The sequence below is a fragment of the Nocardia sp. NPDC055165 genome (genome assembly GCF_053606985.1).
The window spans coordinates 419,581-438,897 of the sequence record NZ_JBSGSS010000005.1; the positions used below are offsets into that span (position 1 = coordinate 419,581).

Sequence of the window (19,317 nt, forward strand, 5' to 3'; positions counted from 1 at the left end):
TTTTTGGCTGGGCGGCCGTGGGTGCTCGGGGGGTCCCTCACTAAAAACACTTCCGGGGGGGGGGGGGCCCCCCCCGGGCCCCCCCCCGACCGATCAGACCGGCTTCGGCGGCAACGCGGGCGGCGTCGAATTCAGCGGATACCCGCCGTGCGGCGGGATCATGCCGGGACGCGGCGCACTCGGACGCCAGAACATCGGGCCCGGCCTGCTGCGATCGCGCAGCGCCCACATCCGCCAGGTGAGCACCGGGTGGCTGGCCATCGCGTTGACCAGCCAGATGAAACCACCCCGGTCGAGCGCGGCACGGTCGGCCATCTCGTCGACACCGACATCGGTGTTGAGGTACTTGCCCGCGGCGAGCGTCGCCATCGCGGTGGACGCGCCGTGCGGCCGGAAACAGAAGCCGTGATTGTCGGCGGTGTACTCCTGGGCACGGATCAGCGACGACCCGAGTATCGGCAGCCACGGTGCGACGAACATGCCCAGCTGGCGCCAATAGGAGACGTGACCAGCGGCGATATGGCCGACTTCATGCCCGATGATGAACGCGAGTCCGTCGGGCTCACGCGCCGCGCCGCCGATTTCGAACAGGTCGCTGTAGACCACGACGAACCGGCGGAACCCGTGGCCCGCGGCGAACGCGTTGATCTGGCCGTTGCCCAGGATGACGTAGGCGTCCGGCGCCTTGTACATCCCGAATCGCGCCGCCGCCTCCTGCACCATCCGGTACCCCTCGGGGAACTGGGTGGGCGACATCTTCACCCCGTTCACGCGCTGGGTCGCGAGATTCAGACCACGACCCGCCCACAGCAGCACCGGCGCGAACAACAGCAGCAGCACATACGGACTGGTGACGATCGAACTGGTCTGCTCCACACCGTGCTCGTCGACGATGGGATCGGCGAACAGCTCGACCGTCATGAGCGCGAGCGCGAGCAGGTACGCGACCGCGGTGATCATGATGACGACGATCAGCAGCGGGATCTCCCACGGATGCCGGGCGGGACGATCCCACGGCATGAGTCCGCGCGGTCGGTGCTGCGGCGGTGCGGGCGGACCGCTCGGCGGGTAGTAGCCAGGGGCGTACTGGCCGGGCGCGATCGGCGGATAGGGGCCGGCCTGCGGCTGAGGTGGGATGTCCTGCGCGGGAAATCCGCCCGTCCGTGGATCGGGCTGGGCCCACGGCGAGGGCGGCGCTGTGTCCTTGTCCAGTGACGGTGTTCGGTCGGGCTGGTGTCCGGTGTGCTCCGGCGGGGAACCTGCCGAATGCGGGGAATGCGGTTCGTGCGGGTGCATGAAACGACTCTAAGCGGGCCTGCGACAATCGCAGCCATGCGCGTTTACCTGGGTGCCGACCATGCCGGTTTCGAACTGAAGAATCACGTCAAGGCTCATCTGCAGGAGGCCGGAGTGGAGGTCGTCGACTGCGGCGCCCTCGAATACGACGCTCTCGACGACTACCCCGCCTTCTGCATCGAGGCGGCCCGACGCACCGTCGCCGATCCGGGCTCGCTCGGCCTGGTCTTCGGTGGCAGCGGCAACGGCGAGCAGATCGCCGCCAACAAGGTCGCCGGCGCTCGCTGCGCCCTGGCCTGGAGCGTCGAAACCGCGGTGCTGGCCCGCGAACACAACAACGCCAACCTGATCGGCATCGGCGGCCGCATGCACTCCACCGCCGATGCGCTGGCCATCGTCGACGCGTTCCTCGCGGCCGCGTGGTCGGACGAGGCGCGTCACCAGCGTCGCATCGATATTCTCGCCGACTACGAGAAGACCGGCATCGCCCCCGAAATCCCCGCGTACTGACGTAGTGCCGGAAGGACATACCCTCCACCGGATCGCCGACCTGCATCAGCAGCGGTTCTCCGGTGGGGTGGTGCGGGTTTCGAGTCCGCAGGGGCGGTTCGCCGAAGGCGCCGCGCTGGTGGACGGGCAGGTGCTGGAGCGGGCCGAGGCCTATGGGAAGCATCTGCTGCATCACTATGCGTCCGGATCGACGGTGCATGTGCATCTCGGGCTGTACGGCACTTTCAGCGAGGCCGAGTTGCCGATGACGGCGCCGGTCGGGCAGGTGCGTATGCGAATGCTGGGGGCCGCAACGGATTTCGGCACCGATCTGCGCGGGCCCACGGCGTGTGAAGTGCTGATGCCGCCCGAGGTGGACGCGCTCACCGCACGCCTCGGCGCCGATCCGTTGCGCGCCGACGCCGACCACGAACGAGCGGGCGCGCGAATTCGGCGCTCCCGCAGGGCGATCGGCGCACTGCTGATGGACCAAGCCCTGATCGCCGGTGTCGGCAACGTCTACCGCGCGGAAGTCCTTTTCCGCCACGGCATCTCGCCTTTCCGCCCCGGCACCTCGATCACCCCCACCGAATGGGACGCGCTCTGGGCCGACCTGGTCGACCTCATGCCGATCGGCGTCACCACCGGCCGCATGCACGTGGTCCGGCCCGAACACGACACCGGCGCACCGTCTTACACCAAAGACCGCCCCCGCACCTACGTCTACCGCCGCCAGGGCGAACCCTGCCGAGTCTGCGCCACTCCCATCGCGCACAAGGTCATGGAAGCCCGAAACCTCTTCTGGTGCCCCACCTGCCAGCCCCGCTGACAACCGCCGGTGTGATTCCCGCCGGTGTGCGAGCATGATCGGATGACGCAACCCGGGCCGGAATATCATGGCGCCGATGGTGATCCGCGCTACCCGTCACCGCGCAAGTTGCGCAACGTAGCGGCCAACCTCGCCGACATCGTGCTTCCCTACGGTGTGCTCGCGGTCGCGTTCGTTGCTGTTGTGCTGCTCGTCGGTCACGACTGGATCCTCGACATGGATGACCAGGCCCCGGTGATGTTCGGGTCCATGATCTTGCTGGTGGTCCTGCTGGTGATCAACGCCACGGTGCTGCCGAGTGTCTTCGGCGCGACCGCCGGTCAACTTCTGATGGGCCTGAGATGGATCCGCGGCACGGATGGCCTCGGTCCGAGCGCACGTGACATGTGGCGAGCATTCCGGCAGCACCGCACCGTTTTTCGGCTCGGCGGCGTCGCTCAGTGCGCGCCACTGATCGTCGTGGTGCGCAGATGCGACACCACCGAGGATCGGTCTGCCGTAGCGGTCGACACCCCCGGCCAGGCTGCGGTCACCTATCTCGAACACTGAGCGCACGGCCACGATGCGGGCCGTCGACGCGCCGTAACCAGTCGGTGCCCCCGATGCCGAGCACGGACTCCCGTGATGTCACGACTCGATCCGGTCGAAATCGGCTGAGCCGGAACGCGAAGTGCAGGCTTCGCGATCCGACTCAGCCGGCGACCGCCGTTCCCAGTTCGGGGTCGCCCGATTCAGCGAGCGCGAAACGCCGCCCGCCCGCCGATTTCGCCGAGTACATCGCGCGGTCGGCGCGACGCAGCAGGTCGGTGAAATCGCACGTCTTTCCCGGTGGACAGAACGCGGTGCCCACGCTGGCCGAAACCGGCACGGGGCCCGCGCTCGACCACACCGGGTCGCGCAGTGCGGCGACCACGAGGTGCGCCAACTCGCCGAGGGTGTCGCGGCGGGGGTTGGCCGCCACCACGAACTCGTCGCCGCCGTATCGGCAGATCACCGTGTCGGGCGGGCACACCTCACGCAAGCGGTTGGCCAGTTCGACCAGTACCTCGTCGCCGATCGCGTGTCCGTAGCCGTCGTTGATCTGTTTGAAGCGGTCCAGGTCCACCACCAGCACACCGACACCGCGGCTCGGGTCGGCGGCGAACGCGCGTACCCGTTCTTGCAGCAGCGTGCGGTTCGCGAGATCGGTGAGGGCGTCGTGGGTCGCCTCGTGGCGCAAGCGGTGCTGCAGCGCGGCGATCTCCTGTACGCGCAGTGACACTTTCGCCGAGATGTTCTGTTCCTGTTGCGCCAGAGCGCGTTCCTGCAGAGCCTGTGCGTAGCTGTCGATGGCCTGGCTGGCCACCAGCGGCCAGCGGGTCGCCACCAGCGAACCCGGAACCCCCGAGGGGAAGCCGAGCAGCCAGCGACTGGCGTGGGCCAGCATCCTGGTGCGTTCGAACGGCGCCTCGGCCAACCGCGCGCCGAGCTTGCGCGCCTGTGGAACCGGGAACGGTTCGGTCCGAGCCAGGTGCAGCAGCCGCTCGACGATGTCGACGAGCACCGGCTCCAACTGGTGCGGCGCCGTGGAAGAGCCCGGTTCGGCGCATACCGCGCGGGCCCAGGCGCGGGCCATCGCGGCGACCGGTGGCTCGATGTGGACAGTCATCGACATCACCGGCGGTAGGTGGCGACGAACTTGCCACCTCGATCATTCGCACTGCTACGCGGTTGGGTCCACCGAGTTCGGCACACGCTCACCGCCCCCTTTCCAGATACCCCCGTCCGGCAAAAAGGATCCTAGCAAGCCACCCGAGACCGAAAAGTCACGTTCTGCAACGCGTTCTCTGGTCTCTCGCGAATGGCGATCGGGTATGACATCGCTGCAGCGTCTCCGGCGTTACATATTTCCCGAAAAGAAATTTCGTGAGCCGAAACATACAGCGTGATGCCCTCCGCTGGGCGGTGGACGTTGCGTCGCCATGGGTCCCTCCTGGCACGGGGTGCGAGTCGTGACGATGTGGCAGTAGTCGTCACGCGCATTCTCATGGTGGCCTACTCGCCGCCCACGTGCCGGGTTTTTAAGGAAAATTCTCCTATTTAATCCCCCGGTGGAGCAGGCGCCGGTCCCCATGGGCGCATCAACCATCGTCGCCGGGAGGGGGTTTCGGGGATAGGGTCATTAGGCCCTAATCGGGCATGGCGAGGGTTGGTCGCGTGGGGAGTGGGGTACACCGGCGGCCGACACGCATCAATCGGGCAGGCAGGGGCCGGATTGGCATTTTTCGCGCGGGGTTCGGTACAGTCGTGGCGCACACGACATCGTGGCGATCCCATCGATGTCGTATGCCTGCGGGTGTAGTTCAATGGTAGAACCTCAGCCTTCCAAGCTGATGGTGCGGGTTCGATTCCCGTCACCCGCTCAAACATGTATTGCCTCCACGGTGCTCTCGCCGGTGAGGTATCGGGGTGTAGCGCAGCTTGGTAGCGCATCCGCTTTGGGAGCGGAGGGTCGCAGGTTCAAATCCTGTCACCCCGACCATCACCATTCGCCCAGCTCAGGCTTGTAGGAGACGGATGCCCACGCAACGCAAGGTCGCGATCGTCACCGGAGCCGCCCGTGGCATCGGCGCCGCAGTGGCCACGAAGCTCGCCGCCGACGGATACGCCGTCGCCGTCCTCGATCTCGACGAAGCCGCCTGCGCGGGCACCGTCGCCGCCATCGAGGCCGCCGGGGGCGCCGCCCTCGCGGTGGGTGCCGACGTGGCCGACGAAGCGGCCGTCGCCGCCGCGGTGGAGCGGATCGCCACCGAGCTCGGCGCGCCGACCGTGCTGGTCAACAACGCGGGCGTGCTGCGCGACAACCTGCTGTTCAAGATGTCGGTCGACGACTGGGACACCGTCATGAACGTGCACCTGCGCGGTGCCTTCCTGATGACCCGCGCCGTGCAGAAGTACATGGTCGAGGCCAAGTTCGGTCGCATCGTCAACCTGTCGAGCACCTCGGCACTCGGCAACCGCGGCCAGGCCAACTACGCCGCGGCCAAGGCGGGCATGCAGGGGTTCACCAAGACCCTCGCCTTCGAACTCGGCAAATTCGGCGTCACCGCCAACGCGATCGCGCCCGGCTTCATCGAAACCGAGATGACCGCGGCCACCGCCGCCCGGGTCGGCGCGGACTTCGAGGCCTTCAAGGCCGCTGCGGCCGCGCAGATCCCGGTGAACCGGGTCGGCACGCCCGAAGACATCGCCAACACCGCCGCGTTCTTCGTGAGCGAGGGCGCCGGCTTCGTCTCGGGCCAGGTCATCTACGTGGCCGGTGGCCCGAAGGACTGAACGTCGGTCAGGCGCAGCCGAACCGGAAGTCCGCCCGCGCCTCCGTACCCGCGGCCACGGTGACCCGCACCGGCTCGGTGACGGCCAACCCGCAGCCGCCGGGCACCGTCACCACCTTCGCCTCGTAACACCCCGCGGGCAGCGCCACCGTGGCGCGCCCGTCGGCCCCGCTGACCAGCGTCGCGACCACCTTTTTCGCCTCGCACGGCGTCACCTCGATATCGGCCCGGTTCACCGGAACCGGCTCCCGTCCGGTGAACGTCCACGCCGTCAGCGTCCCCGTCCCCTGCGGTGCTGGATCGGCGCTCGCGACACCGCTGACCATGAGCGGAGCGAATACGGACAGAGCGAGAAATGTACGGCGCATGAACCTCTCCTCGTCGATGAGTCGGGTCGTCCGCTGCTGATGGTAGGCCCATCAGGTGGGAAATCCGCACGTCACACCCGGGTTCGACGTTGACGATTCGGCGACGGGTCCCGGCGCCCGGCGTTGCGGTGTCGCGTCGACAGGCTCAGTCGGGCACGGGCGTGATGCCCGCGCGTTCGCTCCAGACCTGCTCGGCGGGGACGGAGATCGTGGTCATCTCGGGGTAGCGCAGGGCGGAGAGGGTGCCGCCGAAGACGGCGCCGGTGTCCAGGCAGAGGGTGTTGTTGACCCAGGTCAAGGTGTGGACCGGCGTGTGGCCGTAGAGGACCGTGGGGGCGCCCCGATAGTCCTTGGCCCAGTCGTAGCGGACGGGATAGCCGTGTTCGTCGAGCTCACCGGTGGGGGCGCCGTAGAGGGCGAAGGAGCGGGCTCGGCCCGACGTGCTGCCGTGCAGGCTCTCGGGCAGACCCGCGTGGGCCACGACCAGCGCGCCGCCGTCGAGGAGGTAGTGGCTCGGCAGGGTGCCGAGGAAAGCGTGTGCGGCCGTACGGAATTCGAGGTCTTCGTCGGCCAGTTGGGACAGCGACTGTTCGAGGCCGTGCGCGATGCGGACATTGCGGCCGTCGAGGGCGCGCATCAGCTTGTGATCGTGGTTGCCGGTGACGCACAGGGCGGTCCTCGCGGCCACCATCCCCATCACCAGGCGCAGCACCCCGGGTGTGTCGGGGCCCCGGTCGACGAGGTCGCCGACGAAGACCACGGTGCGCTCGCCCGGGTGGGCGGCGCCGATCGGGCGGCCGCGGTTGTCACGGTCCAGGACGTAGCCGAGTTCGCCGAGCAGGGTCTCCAATTCGGAGCGGCAGCCGTGGACGTCGCCGATCACGTCGAACGGTCCGGTCAGATCGCGGCGATCGCGGGGGAGGAGCTCGGTGCGGCGGGATTCGGTCATATCCCTTCCATCGTCGTGCAGGGCGGGCCCGCGCCGCAACCGTGTTACCGCGCGGTGGGAATCGCCGAGTCGGGCCAGACCCAATCGGCCACGACCGGGATATCGGCGCCCTGTTCGCGGGTCCAGCGGCGCGCGATCAACCGGGCGTCGACGATCTCCTGGCGCAGACCCGCGGCCCGCTCGCGCAGCCCCGGAACACGGTCGATCACGTCGAGCACCAGATGGAAGCGGTCCAGATCGTTGAGCATCACCATGTCGAAGGGCGTGGTGGTGGTGCCCTTCTCCTTGTAACCGCGCACGTGCAGGTTGGCGTGGTTGGTGCGGCTGTAGGTGAGCCGGTGCACCAGCCACGGGTAGCCGTGGAAGGCGAAGATCACCGGGCGGTCGGTGGTGAACAGGGCGTCGAACTCGGCGTCGGGCAGGCCGTGCGGGTGCTCGCCCGCGGGCAGCATGCGCATCAGGTCGACGACATTGACGAACCGAATCCGCAGGTCCGGTAGCCGATCCCGGAGGATCGCCACCGCGGCCAGAGTTTCCAGGGTCGGCACATCGCCCGCGCATCCGAGCACGACATCGGGCGTGGTGCCGGGGTCGTCGTTGTGACACGCCCACTCCCAGATTCCGAGGCCGCGAGTGCAGTGCAGCCCGGCCTCCTCGGCCGAAAGCCAGTCCGGCCCCGGCTGTTTGCCCGCCACGACCACGTTCGCGTAGTGCAGCGATCGCAGGCAGTGGTCGTAGGTCGACAGCAGGGTATTGGCATCCGGCGGCAGATACACGCGCACGATATCGGGGCTCTTGTTCGCCACCACGTCGAGGAAACCGGGATCCTGATGGGTGAACCCGTTGTGGTCCTGACGCCACACATGCGAGGTGAGCAGGTAGTTCAGGCTGGGGATCTTGCGCCGCCACGGCACCGCCGAGCTGGCATCGAGCCATTTGGCGTGCTGATTGAACATGGCGTCGACGATGTGGATGAACGCCTCGTAGCAGGTGAAGACGCCGTGGCGGCCGGTCAGCAGATAACCCTCCAGCAGGCCCTCGCACATGTGCTCCGACAGCACTTCGACCGCGCGCCCGACCGTCGACAGATCCACGTCCCAGCGCCCGACTTCCTCCTGCCAGTCGCGTCCGGTCACCTCGAGAATGTCCTGCAACCGATTGCTGACCAGTTCGTCGGGGGCGAAGGTGAGGAAGTTGTGCGGATTGCGGGCGGTGACATCGCGCAGCCAGCCGCCGAGGACCCGGGTGGCCTCGTGCTCACCCGCACCTGGCGACACGACGTCCACGCAGTAGTCGCGCCAGTCGGGTAGATCGAGATCGCGAATCAGCAAGCCGCCGTTGGCAACCGGGTTCAGACTCATCGGATTCGCGGGCACCTGCTGGAGCAGGGCCGGTACCGGCGACCCGTCCCGGCCGAACAGTTCCTCCGGCCGATACGACCGCAACCACAGCTCCAGCACCCGCCGGTGCTCGGAGTCGGTACGCGCGTTCGGCAGCGGCACCTGATGGGCGCGGAACGTGCCCTCCACCCGTTGGCCGTCGACCACCGGGGGACAGGTCCAGCCCTTCGGCGTGTGCATCACGATCATCGGCCAGCGCGGACGTTTCGTGTCCCCGTCCTCGCGGGCCGCCCGCTGGAACTGCGCGATCCGGTCCATGCAGGTGTTCATCGCGGCGGCCATCGCCTGGTGGACCGGTGCGGGGTCGTTGCCGGAGACGATCAGCGGTTCGTAGCCGTAGCCACGGAGCAGCTCGATCAGTTCTTCCTCGGGAACGCGGGCGAGGATCGTCGGATTGGCGATCTTGTACTCGTTGAGCGCCAGGATCGGCACCACCGCGCCATCGCGCCCCGCGTTGAGGAATTTGTTCGCGTGCCAGCTGCCCGCCAGCGGACCGGTCTCGGCTTCGCCGTCACCGACTACGCAGAACACGACAAGATCAGGGTTGTCCAGGGCGGCGCCGTAGGCGTGCAGCAGCGAGTAGCCGAGCTCACCGCCCTCGTGGAACGACCCCGGCGTCTCCGGCGCGCAGTGGCTCGGCACACCGCCGGGGAAGGAGAACCGATGGAAGAATCGGCGCATGCCGCCGACGTCGCGGGGGATGTCCGGCTCGAGCTGGGCGTAGGCGTCCTCCAGCCACGCGCAGGCGTTGGGGCCGGGGCCGCCGTGACCGGGGCCCGCGACATAGACCGCGTTCAGGCCGCGGTCCCGGATCACCCGATTGGCGTGGGCCCACACCAGATTCAGGCCGGGCACGGTGCCGAAGTGGCCGAGCAGGCGCGGCTTGATGTCGTCGGGGACCAGCGGGGTGCGTAGCAGCGGATTGCTCATCAGATAGATCTGGCCGACCGCGAGATAGTTCGACGCCCGCCACCACGCGTCGACGGCGACGAGTTCCTCGCGCGAGAGCGGACCGGGCGCGTCGGTGAGGACGTAGGGCTTCGGGGCGATGGTCTCGCCCTGACCGTCTCCCACATTGTCCGCCGCGGTGTCGCCCACGGTGGTTTCGGTCATCGCGGACTCCTCGAACTCGATGAGGTCACGGCGCCGTCCGCGCCGCGGGGGCCTGCACGGGCGCCGATCGAGGACCGGCGACACCGGTGGAGAAACGCACCGCCGAGCCTACCGTCGTGCCGGTTCCCGACGCCGCAACGGCGGTCGATTACTCTGCGGGCCATGCATTCTCTCGGCAGGATCATCGGAATCGGACTCGTCGCGGCCGCCGCGATCACGACAGCGGCCTGCGGCTCCGACACGGATTCGAGCAGCGCGCCGAGCTCGAGCGCGGCCGGCGGGAGCTCCGCGAGCACAGGTCGCGAATGCACCGCCGACGACGTGAAAGTCAGCGGCGGTTACGGCGAGGCGCCCAAGATCACCATCCCCGACAGCTGTGACCCGCCCAAGACTCTGATCACCAAGGACCTGGTGGTGGGCACCGGGCCGGGCGCGGTGGCCGGCCAGCCGCTGACGATGAACTACGAGCTGGTCACCTGGTCGGACAAGCAGGTACTCGACAGCTCCTTCCAGCGTGGTAAGCCGTTCGGGCTCACCCTCGGCGCGGGCCAGGTCATCCAGGGCTGGGACGAGGGGCTGATCGGCGTGCAGCAGGGCACGCGCAGGCTGTTGATCGTGCCGCCGAACCTCGGCTACGGCGAGGGCGGCAACGGTGTGCCGCCGAACGAGACGTTGGTCTTCGTGACCGACGCCGTGCAGGTCGGCCGCTAGCGGCACCCTCAACCAAACACCGATTGCGCGACCGCGCAGGCGGTCAACTACCCTGGTCGGGATGCGCATTGTGCGCCGCACCTGGCTTAGCCGTGCCTGACTATGGCGCGTCGCCCCCTGTGGGGACACCACCATGAACTACGAACCAAGGAGTATGTCCGTGAAGAGCACCGTCGAGCAGCTGAGCCCGACCCGGGTCCGGATCAACGTCGAGGTGCCCTTCGAGGAGCTGAAGCCCGACTTCGACAAGGCCTACAAGGCGCTGGCGCAGCAGGTCAAGATCCCCGGCTTCCGTCCCGGCAAGGCTCCGGCCAAGCTGATCGAGACCCGTGTCGGCCGTGGCGCCGTGCTCGAGCAGGTCGTCAACGACGCACTGCCGAACAAGTACGCCGAGGCCATCCAGACCTCGGAGGTCAAGGTCATCGGCCAGCCCGAGATCGAGATCACCAAGATCGAAGACGGCGAAGAGCTGGCGTTCACCGCCGAGGTCGACGTGCGCCCCGAGATCGCCCTGCCCGACTACTCGGGCATCGAGGTGACCGTCGATTCCTTCACCATCGGTGACGACGACATCGAGGAGCAGCTCACCTCGCTGCGTCAGCGCTTCGGCACCCTCACCGGTGTCGAGCGTGCCGTGGCCGATGGCGACTTCGTGTCGATCGACCTGTCGGCCACCGTCGACGGTGTCGACGTCCCCGAGGCGGCCACCACCGGGCTGTCGCACGAGGTCGGTTCGGGTCAGCTGATCGAGGGCCTCGACGAGGCCGTCATCGGCCTGAAGGCCGGCGAGTCCGCCGAGTTCACCTCCACCCTGGTGGCGGGCGACCACGCGGGCAAGGAAGCCGTGATCACCGTGACCGTGCAGTCGGTCAAGGAGCGCGAGCTGCCCGAGGCCGACGACGAGTTCGCCCAGCTGGCCAGCGAGTTCGACACCATCGACGAGCTCAAGGAAGACCTGAAGGGCCGCGTCGAGCGCGTCAAGAAGGTCGAGCAGGCCGGTTCCATCCGTGACAAGGTGCTCGACACCCTGCTCGAGACCGTCGAGGTCCCGCTGCCCGAGGCCGTCGTCAAGGCCGAGGTCGACGCCGTGGTCCACGACGCCGTCCACGGTTTCGACCACGACGAGGCCAAGCTGGCCGAGGCGCTCGAGGCGCAGGGCTCCTCCCGCGAGGAGTTCGACAAGGACACCCAGGAAGCCGCCGAGAAGTCGGTGAAGACCCAGCTGCTGCTCGACGCCATCGCCGAGGCCGAGAACACGCAGGTCGGCCAGCAGGAGCTGACCGAGCGAATCCTGTTCCAGGCGCAGCGTTACGGCATGTCGCCGGAGCAGTTCATCCAGCAGGTGCAGCAGGCGGGCCAGCTGGGCGCGGTCTTCGCCGACGTGCGACGCGGCAAGGCGCTGGCCGGAGTTGTCGGTCAGGTGAAGGTCACCGACTCCGAGGGCAATGTGGTCGACACCACCGAAATGTTCGGTGACCCTGCGGAATCCGCTGAAATCGAGCTGGACGAAGCCGCTGCCGAGTAGGTTTCGGCGGCGTGATTTGATTGCGCTGTGAGCGAAGAAGGGCGGTGCCGGGAGTTCGGCGCCGCCCTCCTTCGTTAGTGTTTGTGACGACGAACCGTATTCGTATGGCCGTAGCAATCGGTGAGAAGAGAAGGCAGGTATCCGTGACGATCAACCAGGCAGGGGTCATGACAGCCGCTACCGCTGGACTCAACCTCAGTGATTCCGTATACGAACGGCTGCTTCGCGAGCGCATCATCTTCCTGGGCACCCAGGTCGACGATGAGATCGCGAACAAGATCTGCGCGCAGATCCTGCTGCTCTCGGCCGAGGACGCGACGAAGGACATCGCGCTCTACATCAACTCGCCCGGTGGCTCGGTCACCGCGGGCATGGCCATCTACGACACGATGCAGTTCGCCGAGTGCGACATCAAGACCGTCGCGATGGGTCTGGCCGCATCGATGGGACAGTTCCTGCTCACCGCGGGCACCAAGGGCAAGCGTTTCGCGCTGCCACACACCCGGATCATGATGCACCAGCCGTCGGCGGGCATCGGTGGTTCGGCGGCCGATATCGCGATCATGGCCGAGCAGTTCGCCCACACCAAGCGTGAGCTCAACGAACTGCAGTCGCTGCACACCGGCAAGTCGGTGGAGCAGGTGACCGAGGACGCGGACCGCGACCGCTGGTTCACGGCGAAGGAAGCCCTGGAATACGGCTTCATCGACCACGTGGTCACGCACGCGAACCAGGCGAAGTAACCGCCGCCGTCCCCCCTCACTCGAGACAAGCTTGGAGATAAAGATGGCCAACCTCTTCGACCCGCGCGCCGGCCACGGCTCCGGTGCGAGCCTGCCGCAGTCGCGCTACATCCTGCCGCAGTTCACCGAGCAGACTTCGTTCGGCGTCAAGACTTCCGACCCGTACAACAAGCTGTTCGAAGAGCGCATCATCTTCCTGGGCAACCAGGTCGACGACGTGTCCGCGAACGACATCATGGCGCAGCTGCTGGTGCTGGAGTCCCAGGACCCCGACCGCGACATCACCATGTACATCAACTCGCCCGGTGGTTCGTTCACCGCGCTGATGGCGATCTACGACACCATGCAGTACGTGCGCCCCGACGTGGTGACGGTCTGCCTGGGTCAGGCGGCCTCGGCCGCCGCGGTGCTGCTGGCCGCGGGCGCTCCCGGCAAGCGCGCCGCGCTGCCCAACGCGCGCATCCTGATCCACCAGCCGTCCTCCGGCGGTGTGCAGGGCCAGGTGTCCGACCTCGAGATCGCCGCGGCCGAGATCGAGCGGATGCGTCGCCTGATGGAAGTCACCATCTCGCGCCACACCGGCAAGCCCGAGGAGCAGGTGCGCAAGGACACCGACCGTGACAAGATCCTGACCGCCGAGGAAGCCAAGGAATACGGCATCATCGACCAGGTCTTCGATTACCGGAAGCTCAGCGGACAGAAGTGACACGCCCGGGCCCGCTGTCCTGATCTGGGCGGCGGGCCCGGCTTTTTCAGCCGCGGTGGCTCACAATGGTGAGGACCCGCACAACCCTTCACATCGAACATGCGCGAGTTGTCGACCTGTCTCGCGCACACCAGGTACGGTCGACTCAGGGACCATTGCTCTGATTGACGGCACCGAGACGTATTTCCGGCCCAATCGGGGGACGACGGTCGCACTCGGACAAGGAAGTAGGGACCTACGAGATGGCGCGCATCGGAGACGGCGGCGATCTGCTGAAGTGCTCGTTCTGCGGAAAGAGCCAGAAGCAGGTCAAGAAGCTCATCGCGGGCCCTGGGGTGTATATCTGCGACGAGTGCATCGACCTGTGCAACGAGATCATCGAAGAAGAGCTGGCCGAGTCGAGCGAAGTGAAGCTCGACGAGTTGCCCAAGCCTTCGGAGATCCGGGATTTCCTCGAGAACTACGTGATCGGCCAGGACACCGCCAAGCGGACCCTCGCCGTCGCGGTCTACAACCACTACAAGCGCATTCAGGCGGGCGACAAGGGCCGCGACAGCCGCGGTGAGGCCGTCGAGCTGATGAAGTCGAACATCCTGATGCTCGGCCCCACCGGTTGCGGCAAGACCTACCTCGCGCAGACCCTGGCCAAGATGCTGAACGTGCCGTTCGCCATCGCCGATGCCACCGCGCTCACCGAGGCTGGCTATGTGGGTGAGGATGTCGAGAACATCCTGCTGAAGCTGATCCAGGCCGCCGACTACGACGTCAAGCGCGCCGAGACCGGCATCATCTACATCGACGAGGTCGACAAGATCGCGCGCAAGAGCGAGAACCCGTCGATCACCCGCGATGTGTCGGGCGAGGGCGTGCAGCAGGCGCTGCTGAAGATTCTGGAGGGCACCCAGGCGAGTGTGCCGCCGCAGGGCGGTCGCAAGCACCCGCACCAGGAGTTCATCCAGATCGACACCACCAACGTGCTGTTCATCGTGGCGGGCGCGTTCGCGGGCCTGGAGAAGATCATCTCCGACCGCACCGGTCACCGCGGCATCGGCTTCGGCGCCGAGGTGCGCTCCAAGGCCGAGGTCGACACCGACGACCACTTCGCCGACGTGATGCCCGAGGATCTGATCAAGTTCGGTCTGATCCCCGAGTTCATCGGCCGCCTGCCGATCGTCGCCTCGGTGACGAACCTGGACAAGGAATCGCTGGTCACTATTCTCTCCGAGCCGAAGAACGCACTGGTCAAGCAGTACGTTCGCCTGTTCGAGATGGACGGCGTCGACCTCGAGTTCACCGCCGACGCCCTCGAAGCGATCGCCGATCAGGCGATCCTGCGCGGCACCGGTGCTCGCGGCCTGCGCGCCATCATGGAAGAGGTCCTGCTGCCGGTGATGTACGACATCCCCGGCCGTGACGACGTCGCCAAGGTGGTCGTGAACGCTGACACCGTCATCGACAACGTCCTCCCGACGATCGTGCCGCGCAAGGCGCAGCGTCCGGAGCGTCGCGAGAAGTCGGCGTAACAAACCAACGGCAAAGGGCCCCTTCGGATCTGATCCGGAGGGGCCCTTCGCTGTGCGTCGGTGGAAGCTAGGTGACGGCCGGATTACCCAGGCTCGGCGCGGCCAGGGGATCGTCGGCGTCGTCGGCCGGGATCTCCGCGCTGGCACGGACGATCGCGGTGCTGTAGCGGGCGCTGGCGGCATTGTGGATGAGCAGTGCGACACCGATCATCACCGGGGCCACCGCGTGCACAGCGGCGTCGTACCAGTGCTGTGCGCTCAGGTGTGGATAGGTGTTGAGGGCGATGGTCAGCGTGAGCAGGAACAGCTCGGCGATCAGCACCTGGTTGCGGTTGCCCATCACGCCCCACTCGGCCACTCGCGTGGTGCCGATCATGATGATGATCAGGCACACGCTGATCATCGCCTCCAGGCCGAAGCTGGCCCAGTAGAGCGGGTCGGTGGGTCCGCCGGGGGCGATGTTGTGCTGGACGTTCACCGCCGACCACAGCATGCCCGTGATCACCACGCCGGCCAGCGCCCGCAGCGACCAGGTGCGGTGCTGATAGAGCGAGGCGAGGCGGGCGCGCGGGTTGGACTCGCGACGTTGCGCGGCGATGGCCTTGCGGGCCAGCATCAGGTCCGACATCTCGGCCCGCTCGAGCTCCGCGGTGGTGTCACGCAAGCGGTCGGCGTGCGAGGAGGCGGCCTTGATGTGCTTCCAGCGCTGATCGCGCTCGTAGGTGCGGATCTTTTCGGCGAGTTCGCGCTCCGCGCGCAACTCGTCTTCGGACAGCGCGTCGGTCAGTGCCGGGTCGGACTGATAGGCGATGCGACGCCTGGCCCGTTCCACCCGCACGGGTAGAGCGGTGACCTCGTGGTCGAGCGGGTGTTCCTCGCGCATCGCAACTCCAGGTAGCAAAAGGGTTCGCCGGGTCGCGTCATTGTTGCGCATCGAGCGGGCAGAGGACACCCGCGGGCCTGAATTGCTCGACCCGCAGGCGCTGAAAATGTCTGGCGCACAACTGTGTAGCTGTCGATGTAGCGCAACGGGAGACGGTGACGACCGTTCGAGAACGGGTCGCGCCCGGGCCGAGGAGCTTCGTTGATCCTCCGTGGTTCGCCGTTGAACCTTGATCCCGCAAAAGTGCTTCTGATGATGTTTCGTTGCTGGTCACCGCGGTGTTACGCCCTCCTGAACCGCCCGTCATTTCGTCCGTTTGGTCCGTCTTGCAGGGCCTTCACTGAATACGACGGGTTCGGCAAGCAAAACTCATCGGCGTATCCTCGCGGTGTGTCGGACTGGTGCTGCCGATTTCGTGCTGTTTACTCGGTCCGTCAATCAGATGTTCGAGTGACGAGTGGAAGCGGAGGAGACATGGCACTGCCTACGATGACCGCCGAACAGCGCACCGAGGCGTTGGCCAAAGCGGCTGCCGTGCGCAAGGCGCGCTCGGAACTGATCGGCAAGGTGAAGGAGGGCAAGGTCACCGTCGCCGATCTGCTCAAGAAAGCCGACAGCGACGACCTGGTGAAGAAGACCAAGGTCGCTGCCGTGATCAAGGCACTGCCGGGCGTCGGTCCGGTCAAGGCCGCCAAGCTGATGGACCAGGCCGAGATTCCCGAGGATCGCCGTATCGGCGGCCTGGGTGCTCGTCAGCGCGCGGCCCTGCTCGACGCCCTCGAGGCCTGAGCCGATTCGCGATCCGACGCCCGTGGAGCTGGATGCACGGGCGTCGGGATGGTCTGTGATTCGTAGTAGGTGATTTACACGCAGTAGGTCAGCAGGAAGTCGTTGATCCGCAGGCGCCATCCCGGTTGCAACTCGATCGGGAGGGTGCCGACGCGAGACCAGCGTTCGCTGTCGGGGGCGGCGAAGAAGGTTCCGGAGGTCGCGGGGGCCTCGCGGACGAACACCTTGCCACGGTCGGGGGCGACGAAGGCATGGACCCGTGAGACGAGCCGATCGCGTTCGATCAGTATCGGCGTCGCCGCGGAAGCGCGAACCGATTCTTCCCCCGAGGGGTTGCGGCCGAGGACGTAGGGCCGGTCCAGTGGGTAGCTCAGCCCGTCTTCGGTGACCAGGGCGCCCCGGGAACCACTGTGGGACGGCGCGCCCTTGCTCAACGCGACCGGTTCGGCGCGCTGGGCGGCATCGAGTGCTTGGGACCAGGCGCGGGGCGCGTTGGCGGCGGGTGAGCTGCGCGGACCCGTGCTCACGGTGACGCCGTCAGAGTTGCTCGATCCGGTGCCTGCGACATCGCCGGTGGTCGGCCGGCTGCCCGTGCTCACCGTCTCGCTGTCGGGTCGGCCGGTGTCGGGCTGGAAACCGGAGGTCGCGGGTTGGTCGGGTGTCGGCGCCGGGAATCCCGCCGTGGCCGGGAGCGCGTCGCTGGTGTCGGCGGGTCGCGCGGTCGGTGGGCGCAGGGCTTGGAAGCCGGTGGCCTCCGTCGGGGCGGGCTCGTCGACGGATTCGACCCGGCGCGGTGGGGGATTGCGGCGCCGGCCCAGGTTGAGCACGAAACCGTTGCCGGTGACGATGCCCGCGCGCAGGTCGGTGCGGGGATTGGCGCTGGTGGGGTCGGCCATCTCGGCGCCGACCGCGATCCGGCGGACAGGTTCGCGGATGATCTCGTCGACCCAGGTGAAGGCCCGGTCGCCGGCGAGGCGGCGGTTGCCCTCCGCACCGGAGATCTCGGCGATCACCGCGCCGCGCAACAGGATCAGCATCCCGTCGGCGGTCGGGGCGAGCACGCCGAAAGGCGGTGGGGCAGAAGCGCCGCCGAACACCACGCCCGCCAGGCGCTGCGCCAGGGCCGCACCGGGCGCGCTCGCCGCGGTGTTGTTGGCGACGGTTTCCACCGCACCGAGTAACCGATCGGTCGACGGCGTCTCCCCGGCCAGATAGACGACGACATCGCCGAATCGAGCGACGATCCCGGTCCCCGGCACGATGGCCACGGTGGACGAATGCGCGTGCATCAACGCCTCCTTGTCGGACTGGCCTTCACCGCTGCCTCGGCCGACCCCGCTGTGCGGCAGACCGCGACCTTGGTCTCCGCCGCCAGCATAGATGGACCGACGCCCGGGGATAAGGTCCGAAGGTAAATTTCGAACGGCGTTCGTACCAAACGATGTTCGTCAGCCGCGTAGGATCGGCGCATGAACGCCGCACCCGTCAGTCGCCGGGCCCGACCGGCGAAAGTCCCGTTGAGCCGCGAACTCGTGATCGAGACCGGACTGCGCATCCTCGACACCGAGGGCGCGGCCGCGCTCACCATGCGCCGGGTCGCCAAGGAACTCGACACCGGCGCCGCGTCGCTGTACGTCTACCTCGCCCATCGCGACGACCTGCTGACCGGCATGCTCGACCACGTTCTGTCCCAGGTCAAGGCACCCGCCGAGGGTGGCTGGCGTACCAGGGTGACCCAGCTGGTCGAGTCCGCGATCGAGGCTCTCGGCCGCCACGACGGCCTGGCGCTCGTCGCCTTCGGCCGATTCCCCACCACCGAACACGCCCTCGGCCTGATCGAGCAGTTGGTGGCCCTCCTGCGCGACGGCGGCCTCGATCCCGCGACCTCGACCTGGGCCGTCGACCTGATCTACCGGCATATCGCCGCCGAATCCGTACAGCGCACCGCCGGTGACATCCGTGCGCGCTGGGCCCTGCGCGCGCTGCTCAACGGGATCATCGCCACTCCGGTGGCCGGTGGACCAGCCCGGCTCGCGCGCGAGGACGAGATCGCGGCGCTGCAGGAGATCGAGCGGCGGGCCGGTGCGCCGTTCGCCGAGGTGGGCATGACCGCGATCGCCGAGGACGAGCCGCCCTCGCGAGAGGTGTTGCGGGCCTTCGTCGTCGAGGGGCGGGCGTGGGTGTGGCCGGACGACGACGATCAGCCGATCGGCTACCTGGTTCTCGGGCTGGTCGACGGGCAGCCTCATATCGATCAGGTTTCCGTCGACCCGGCCCATGCGGGGGCGCGGATCGGCAAGCGGCTGATCGACCATGCGGTGGCGTGGTCCAAGAGCAACGGACTCGACGAGATCACGCTCACCACGTTCACCCAGGTGCCGTGGAACGGTCCGTATTACGAACGTCTCGGGTTCACCTACATCCTGCCAGCTGACGAAACTCCTGGGTTGCGGGCGATACGTGCCAGTGAGATCGCTCATGGGCTCGACGAATGGCCGCGGGCTTGTATGGGGGCTGACCTGGCTGGTTGGAGAAGTGACTGATCAGGGGTTGGGTAGTCCCGGGACGGTTTGACGCTGTGTTTATTGGCGCGCTGGCGCGCGCGTGTCCGCGGCCCTGAGGGGCCGCCGGTCAGGCGCCGCGGAATCGCTCCTTCGTCGCATCTCCGCGGCGCCTGAC

Annotated in this window: 17 protein-coding genes, 2 tRNA genes and 1 pseudogene; 13 read left to right on the forward strand and 7 right to left on the reverse strand. The window is 67.4% G+C overall.

What is annotated here, in order from left to right:
• Nucleotides 1-93: 93 nt before the first annotated feature.
• Nucleotides 94-1,296, reverse strand: coding sequence for a M48 family metallopeptidase (locus ACWFRF_RS13955; RefSeq protein WP_452450212.1), 1,203 nt, complete (start codon nt 1,294-1,296; stop codon nt 94-96).
• Nucleotides 1,297-1,332: 36 nt separating this feature from the next.
• Between ACWFRF_RS13955 and ACWFRF_RS13960 the strand changes: the two genes are divergently transcribed.
• Genes ACWFRF_RS13960 through ACWFRF_RS13970 form a run of 3 tightly spaced genes read left to right on the forward strand, consistent with a single transcriptional unit; the run spans nt 1,333 to nt 3,163 of the window.
• Entirely contained in the window at nt 1,333-1,806 is a 474-nt protein-coding gene (locus ACWFRF_RS13960; protein ID WP_378995616.1) for a ribose-5-phosphate isomerase, read from the forward strand.
• A gap of 4 nt (nt 1,807-1,810) precedes the next feature.
• Nucleotides 1,811-2,614, forward strand: coding sequence for an Fpg/Nei family DNA glycosylase (locus ACWFRF_RS13965; protein WP_378995618.1), 804 nt, complete (start codon nt 1,811-1,813; stop codon nt 2,612-2,614).
• Between the two features lie 42 nt (nt 2,615-2,656).
• Entirely contained in the window at nt 2,657-3,163 is a 507-nt protein-coding gene (locus ACWFRF_RS13970; protein WP_452450214.1) for an RDD family protein, read from the forward strand.
• Nucleotides 3,164-3,305: 142 nt separating this feature from the next.
• On the opposite strand, the gene ACWFRF_RS13975 is transcribed toward ACWFRF_RS13970, so the two are convergent.
• Nucleotides 3,306-4,262, reverse strand: coding sequence for a GGDEF domain-containing protein (locus ACWFRF_RS13975; RefSeq protein WP_067456742.1), 957 nt, complete (start codon nt 4,260-4,262; stop codon nt 3,306-3,308).
• A 683-nt stretch (nt 4,263-4,945) separates the two neighbouring features.
• Here ACWFRF_RS13975 and ACWFRF_RS13980 point away from each other — a divergent pair.
• The 3 genes from ACWFRF_RS13980 (at nt 4,946) to fabG (ending at nt 5,929) form a co-directional block, all read left to right on the forward strand.
• Nucleotides 4,946-5,016, forward strand: a tRNA-Gly gene (locus tag ACWFRF_RS13980).
• A 42-nt stretch (nt 5,017-5,058) separates the two neighbouring features.
• A tRNA-Pro gene (locus tag ACWFRF_RS13985) sits at nt 5,059-5,135 on the forward strand.
• 35 nt (nt 5,136-5,170) lie between these two features.
• Complete coding sequence (fabG, locus tag ACWFRF_RS13990; protein WP_378995622.1) at nt 5,171-5,929, forward strand: 3-oxoacyl-ACP reductase FabG; 759 nt, start codon at nt 5,171-5,173, stop codon at nt 5,927-5,929.
• Between the two features lie 7 nt (nt 5,930-5,936).
• Here fabG and ACWFRF_RS13995 read toward each other — a convergent pair whose 3' ends face one another.
• From ACWFRF_RS13995 to ACWFRF_RS14005, 3 genes and pseudogenes are all read right to left on the reverse strand, one after another.
• Nucleotides 5,937-6,296, reverse strand: a complete 360-nt coding sequence (locus ACWFRF_RS13995) for a hypothetical protein (protein ID WP_452450216.1) — start codon at nt 6,294-6,296, stop codon at nt 5,937-5,939.
• A 175-nt stretch (nt 6,297-6,471) separates the two neighbouring features.
• Nucleotides 6,472-7,218 (reverse strand): annotated as a pseudogene (locus ACWFRF_RS14000) (metallophosphoesterase); the annotation flags it as partial.
• Between the two features lie 71 nt (nt 7,219-7,289).
• Nucleotides 7,290-9,758 carry a phosphoketolase family protein gene (locus ACWFRF_RS14005; protein ID WP_452450218.1) on the reverse strand — a complete coding sequence of 823 codons (2,469 nt, stop codon included), beginning with the start codon at nt 9,756-9,758 and terminating at the stop codon, nt 7,290-7,292.
• Between the two features lie 162 nt (nt 9,759-9,920).
• On the opposite strand from ACWFRF_RS14005, the gene ACWFRF_RS14010 reads away from it, so the two are divergent.
• The 5 genes from ACWFRF_RS14010 to clpX all read left to right on the forward strand — a co-directional run bounded on the left by ACWFRF_RS14010 (nt 9,921) and on the right by clpX (nt 14,966).
• Entirely contained in the window at nt 9,921-10,469 is a 549-nt protein-coding gene (locus ACWFRF_RS14010; protein ID WP_378995631.1) for an FKBP-type peptidyl-prolyl cis-trans isomerase, read from the forward strand.
• 160 nt (nt 10,470-10,629) lie between these two features.
• Nucleotides 10,630-11,994 carry a trigger factor gene (tig, locus tag ACWFRF_RS14015; RefSeq protein ID WP_452450220.1) on the forward strand — a complete coding sequence of 455 codons (1,365 nt, stop codon included), beginning with the start codon at nt 10,630-10,632 and terminating at the stop codon, nt 11,992-11,994.
• A gap of 167 nt (nt 11,995-12,161) precedes the next feature.
• A complete protein-coding gene (locus tag ACWFRF_RS14020) occupies nt 12,162-12,737 on the forward strand; it encodes an ATP-dependent Clp protease proteolytic subunit (protein WP_067456898.1) in 576 nt (191 codons plus the stop codon).
• Nucleotides 12,738-12,780: 43 nt separating this feature from the next.
• Nucleotides 12,781-13,443, forward strand: a complete 663-nt coding sequence (locus ACWFRF_RS14025; RefSeq protein ID WP_378659420.1) for an ATP-dependent Clp protease proteolytic subunit — start codon at nt 12,781-12,783, stop codon at nt 13,441-13,443.
• 242 nt (nt 13,444-13,685) lie between these two features.
• Complete coding sequence (clpX, locus tag ACWFRF_RS14030) at nt 13,686-14,966, forward strand: ATP-dependent Clp protease ATP-binding subunit ClpX (protein ID WP_378629984.1); 1,281 nt, start codon at nt 13,686-13,688, stop codon at nt 14,964-14,966.
• A gap of 67 nt (nt 14,967-15,033) precedes the next feature.
• Here the strand turns inward: clpX and ACWFRF_RS14035 are convergent, their stop codons facing one another.
• Nucleotides 15,034-15,849 carry a hypothetical protein gene (locus tag ACWFRF_RS14035; RefSeq protein ID WP_378995636.1) on the reverse strand — a complete coding sequence of 272 codons (816 nt, stop codon included), beginning with the start codon at nt 15,847-15,849 and terminating at the stop codon, nt 15,034-15,036.
• 474 nt (nt 15,850-16,323) lie between these two features.
• Between ACWFRF_RS14035 and mihF the strand changes: the two genes are divergently transcribed.
• Nucleotides 16,324-16,638 (forward strand): integration host factor, actinobacterial type, encoded by a 315-nt coding sequence (mihF, locus tag ACWFRF_RS14040; RefSeq protein WP_019045768.1) that lies wholly within the window; start codon nt 16,324-16,326, stop codon nt 16,636-16,638.
• 74 nt (nt 16,639-16,712) lie between these two features.
• Here mihF and ACWFRF_RS14045 read toward each other — a convergent pair whose 3' ends face one another.
• Nucleotides 16,713-17,927 (reverse strand): hypothetical protein, encoded by a 1,215-nt coding sequence (locus ACWFRF_RS14045; RefSeq protein WP_452450222.1) that lies wholly within the window; start codon nt 17,925-17,927, stop codon nt 16,713-16,715.
• A gap of 180 nt (nt 17,928-18,107) precedes the next feature.
• Here ACWFRF_RS14045 and ACWFRF_RS14050 point away from each other — a divergent pair, with 180 nt between their 5' ends.
• The gene (locus ACWFRF_RS14050) at nt 18,108-19,181 is read left to right on the forward strand and encodes a GNAT family N-acetyltransferase (protein ID WP_452450224.1); all 1,074 of its coding nucleotides are present in this window, start codon (nt 18,108-18,110) and stop codon (nt 19,179-19,181) included.
• Nucleotides 19,182-19,317 lie beyond the last annotated feature (136 nt).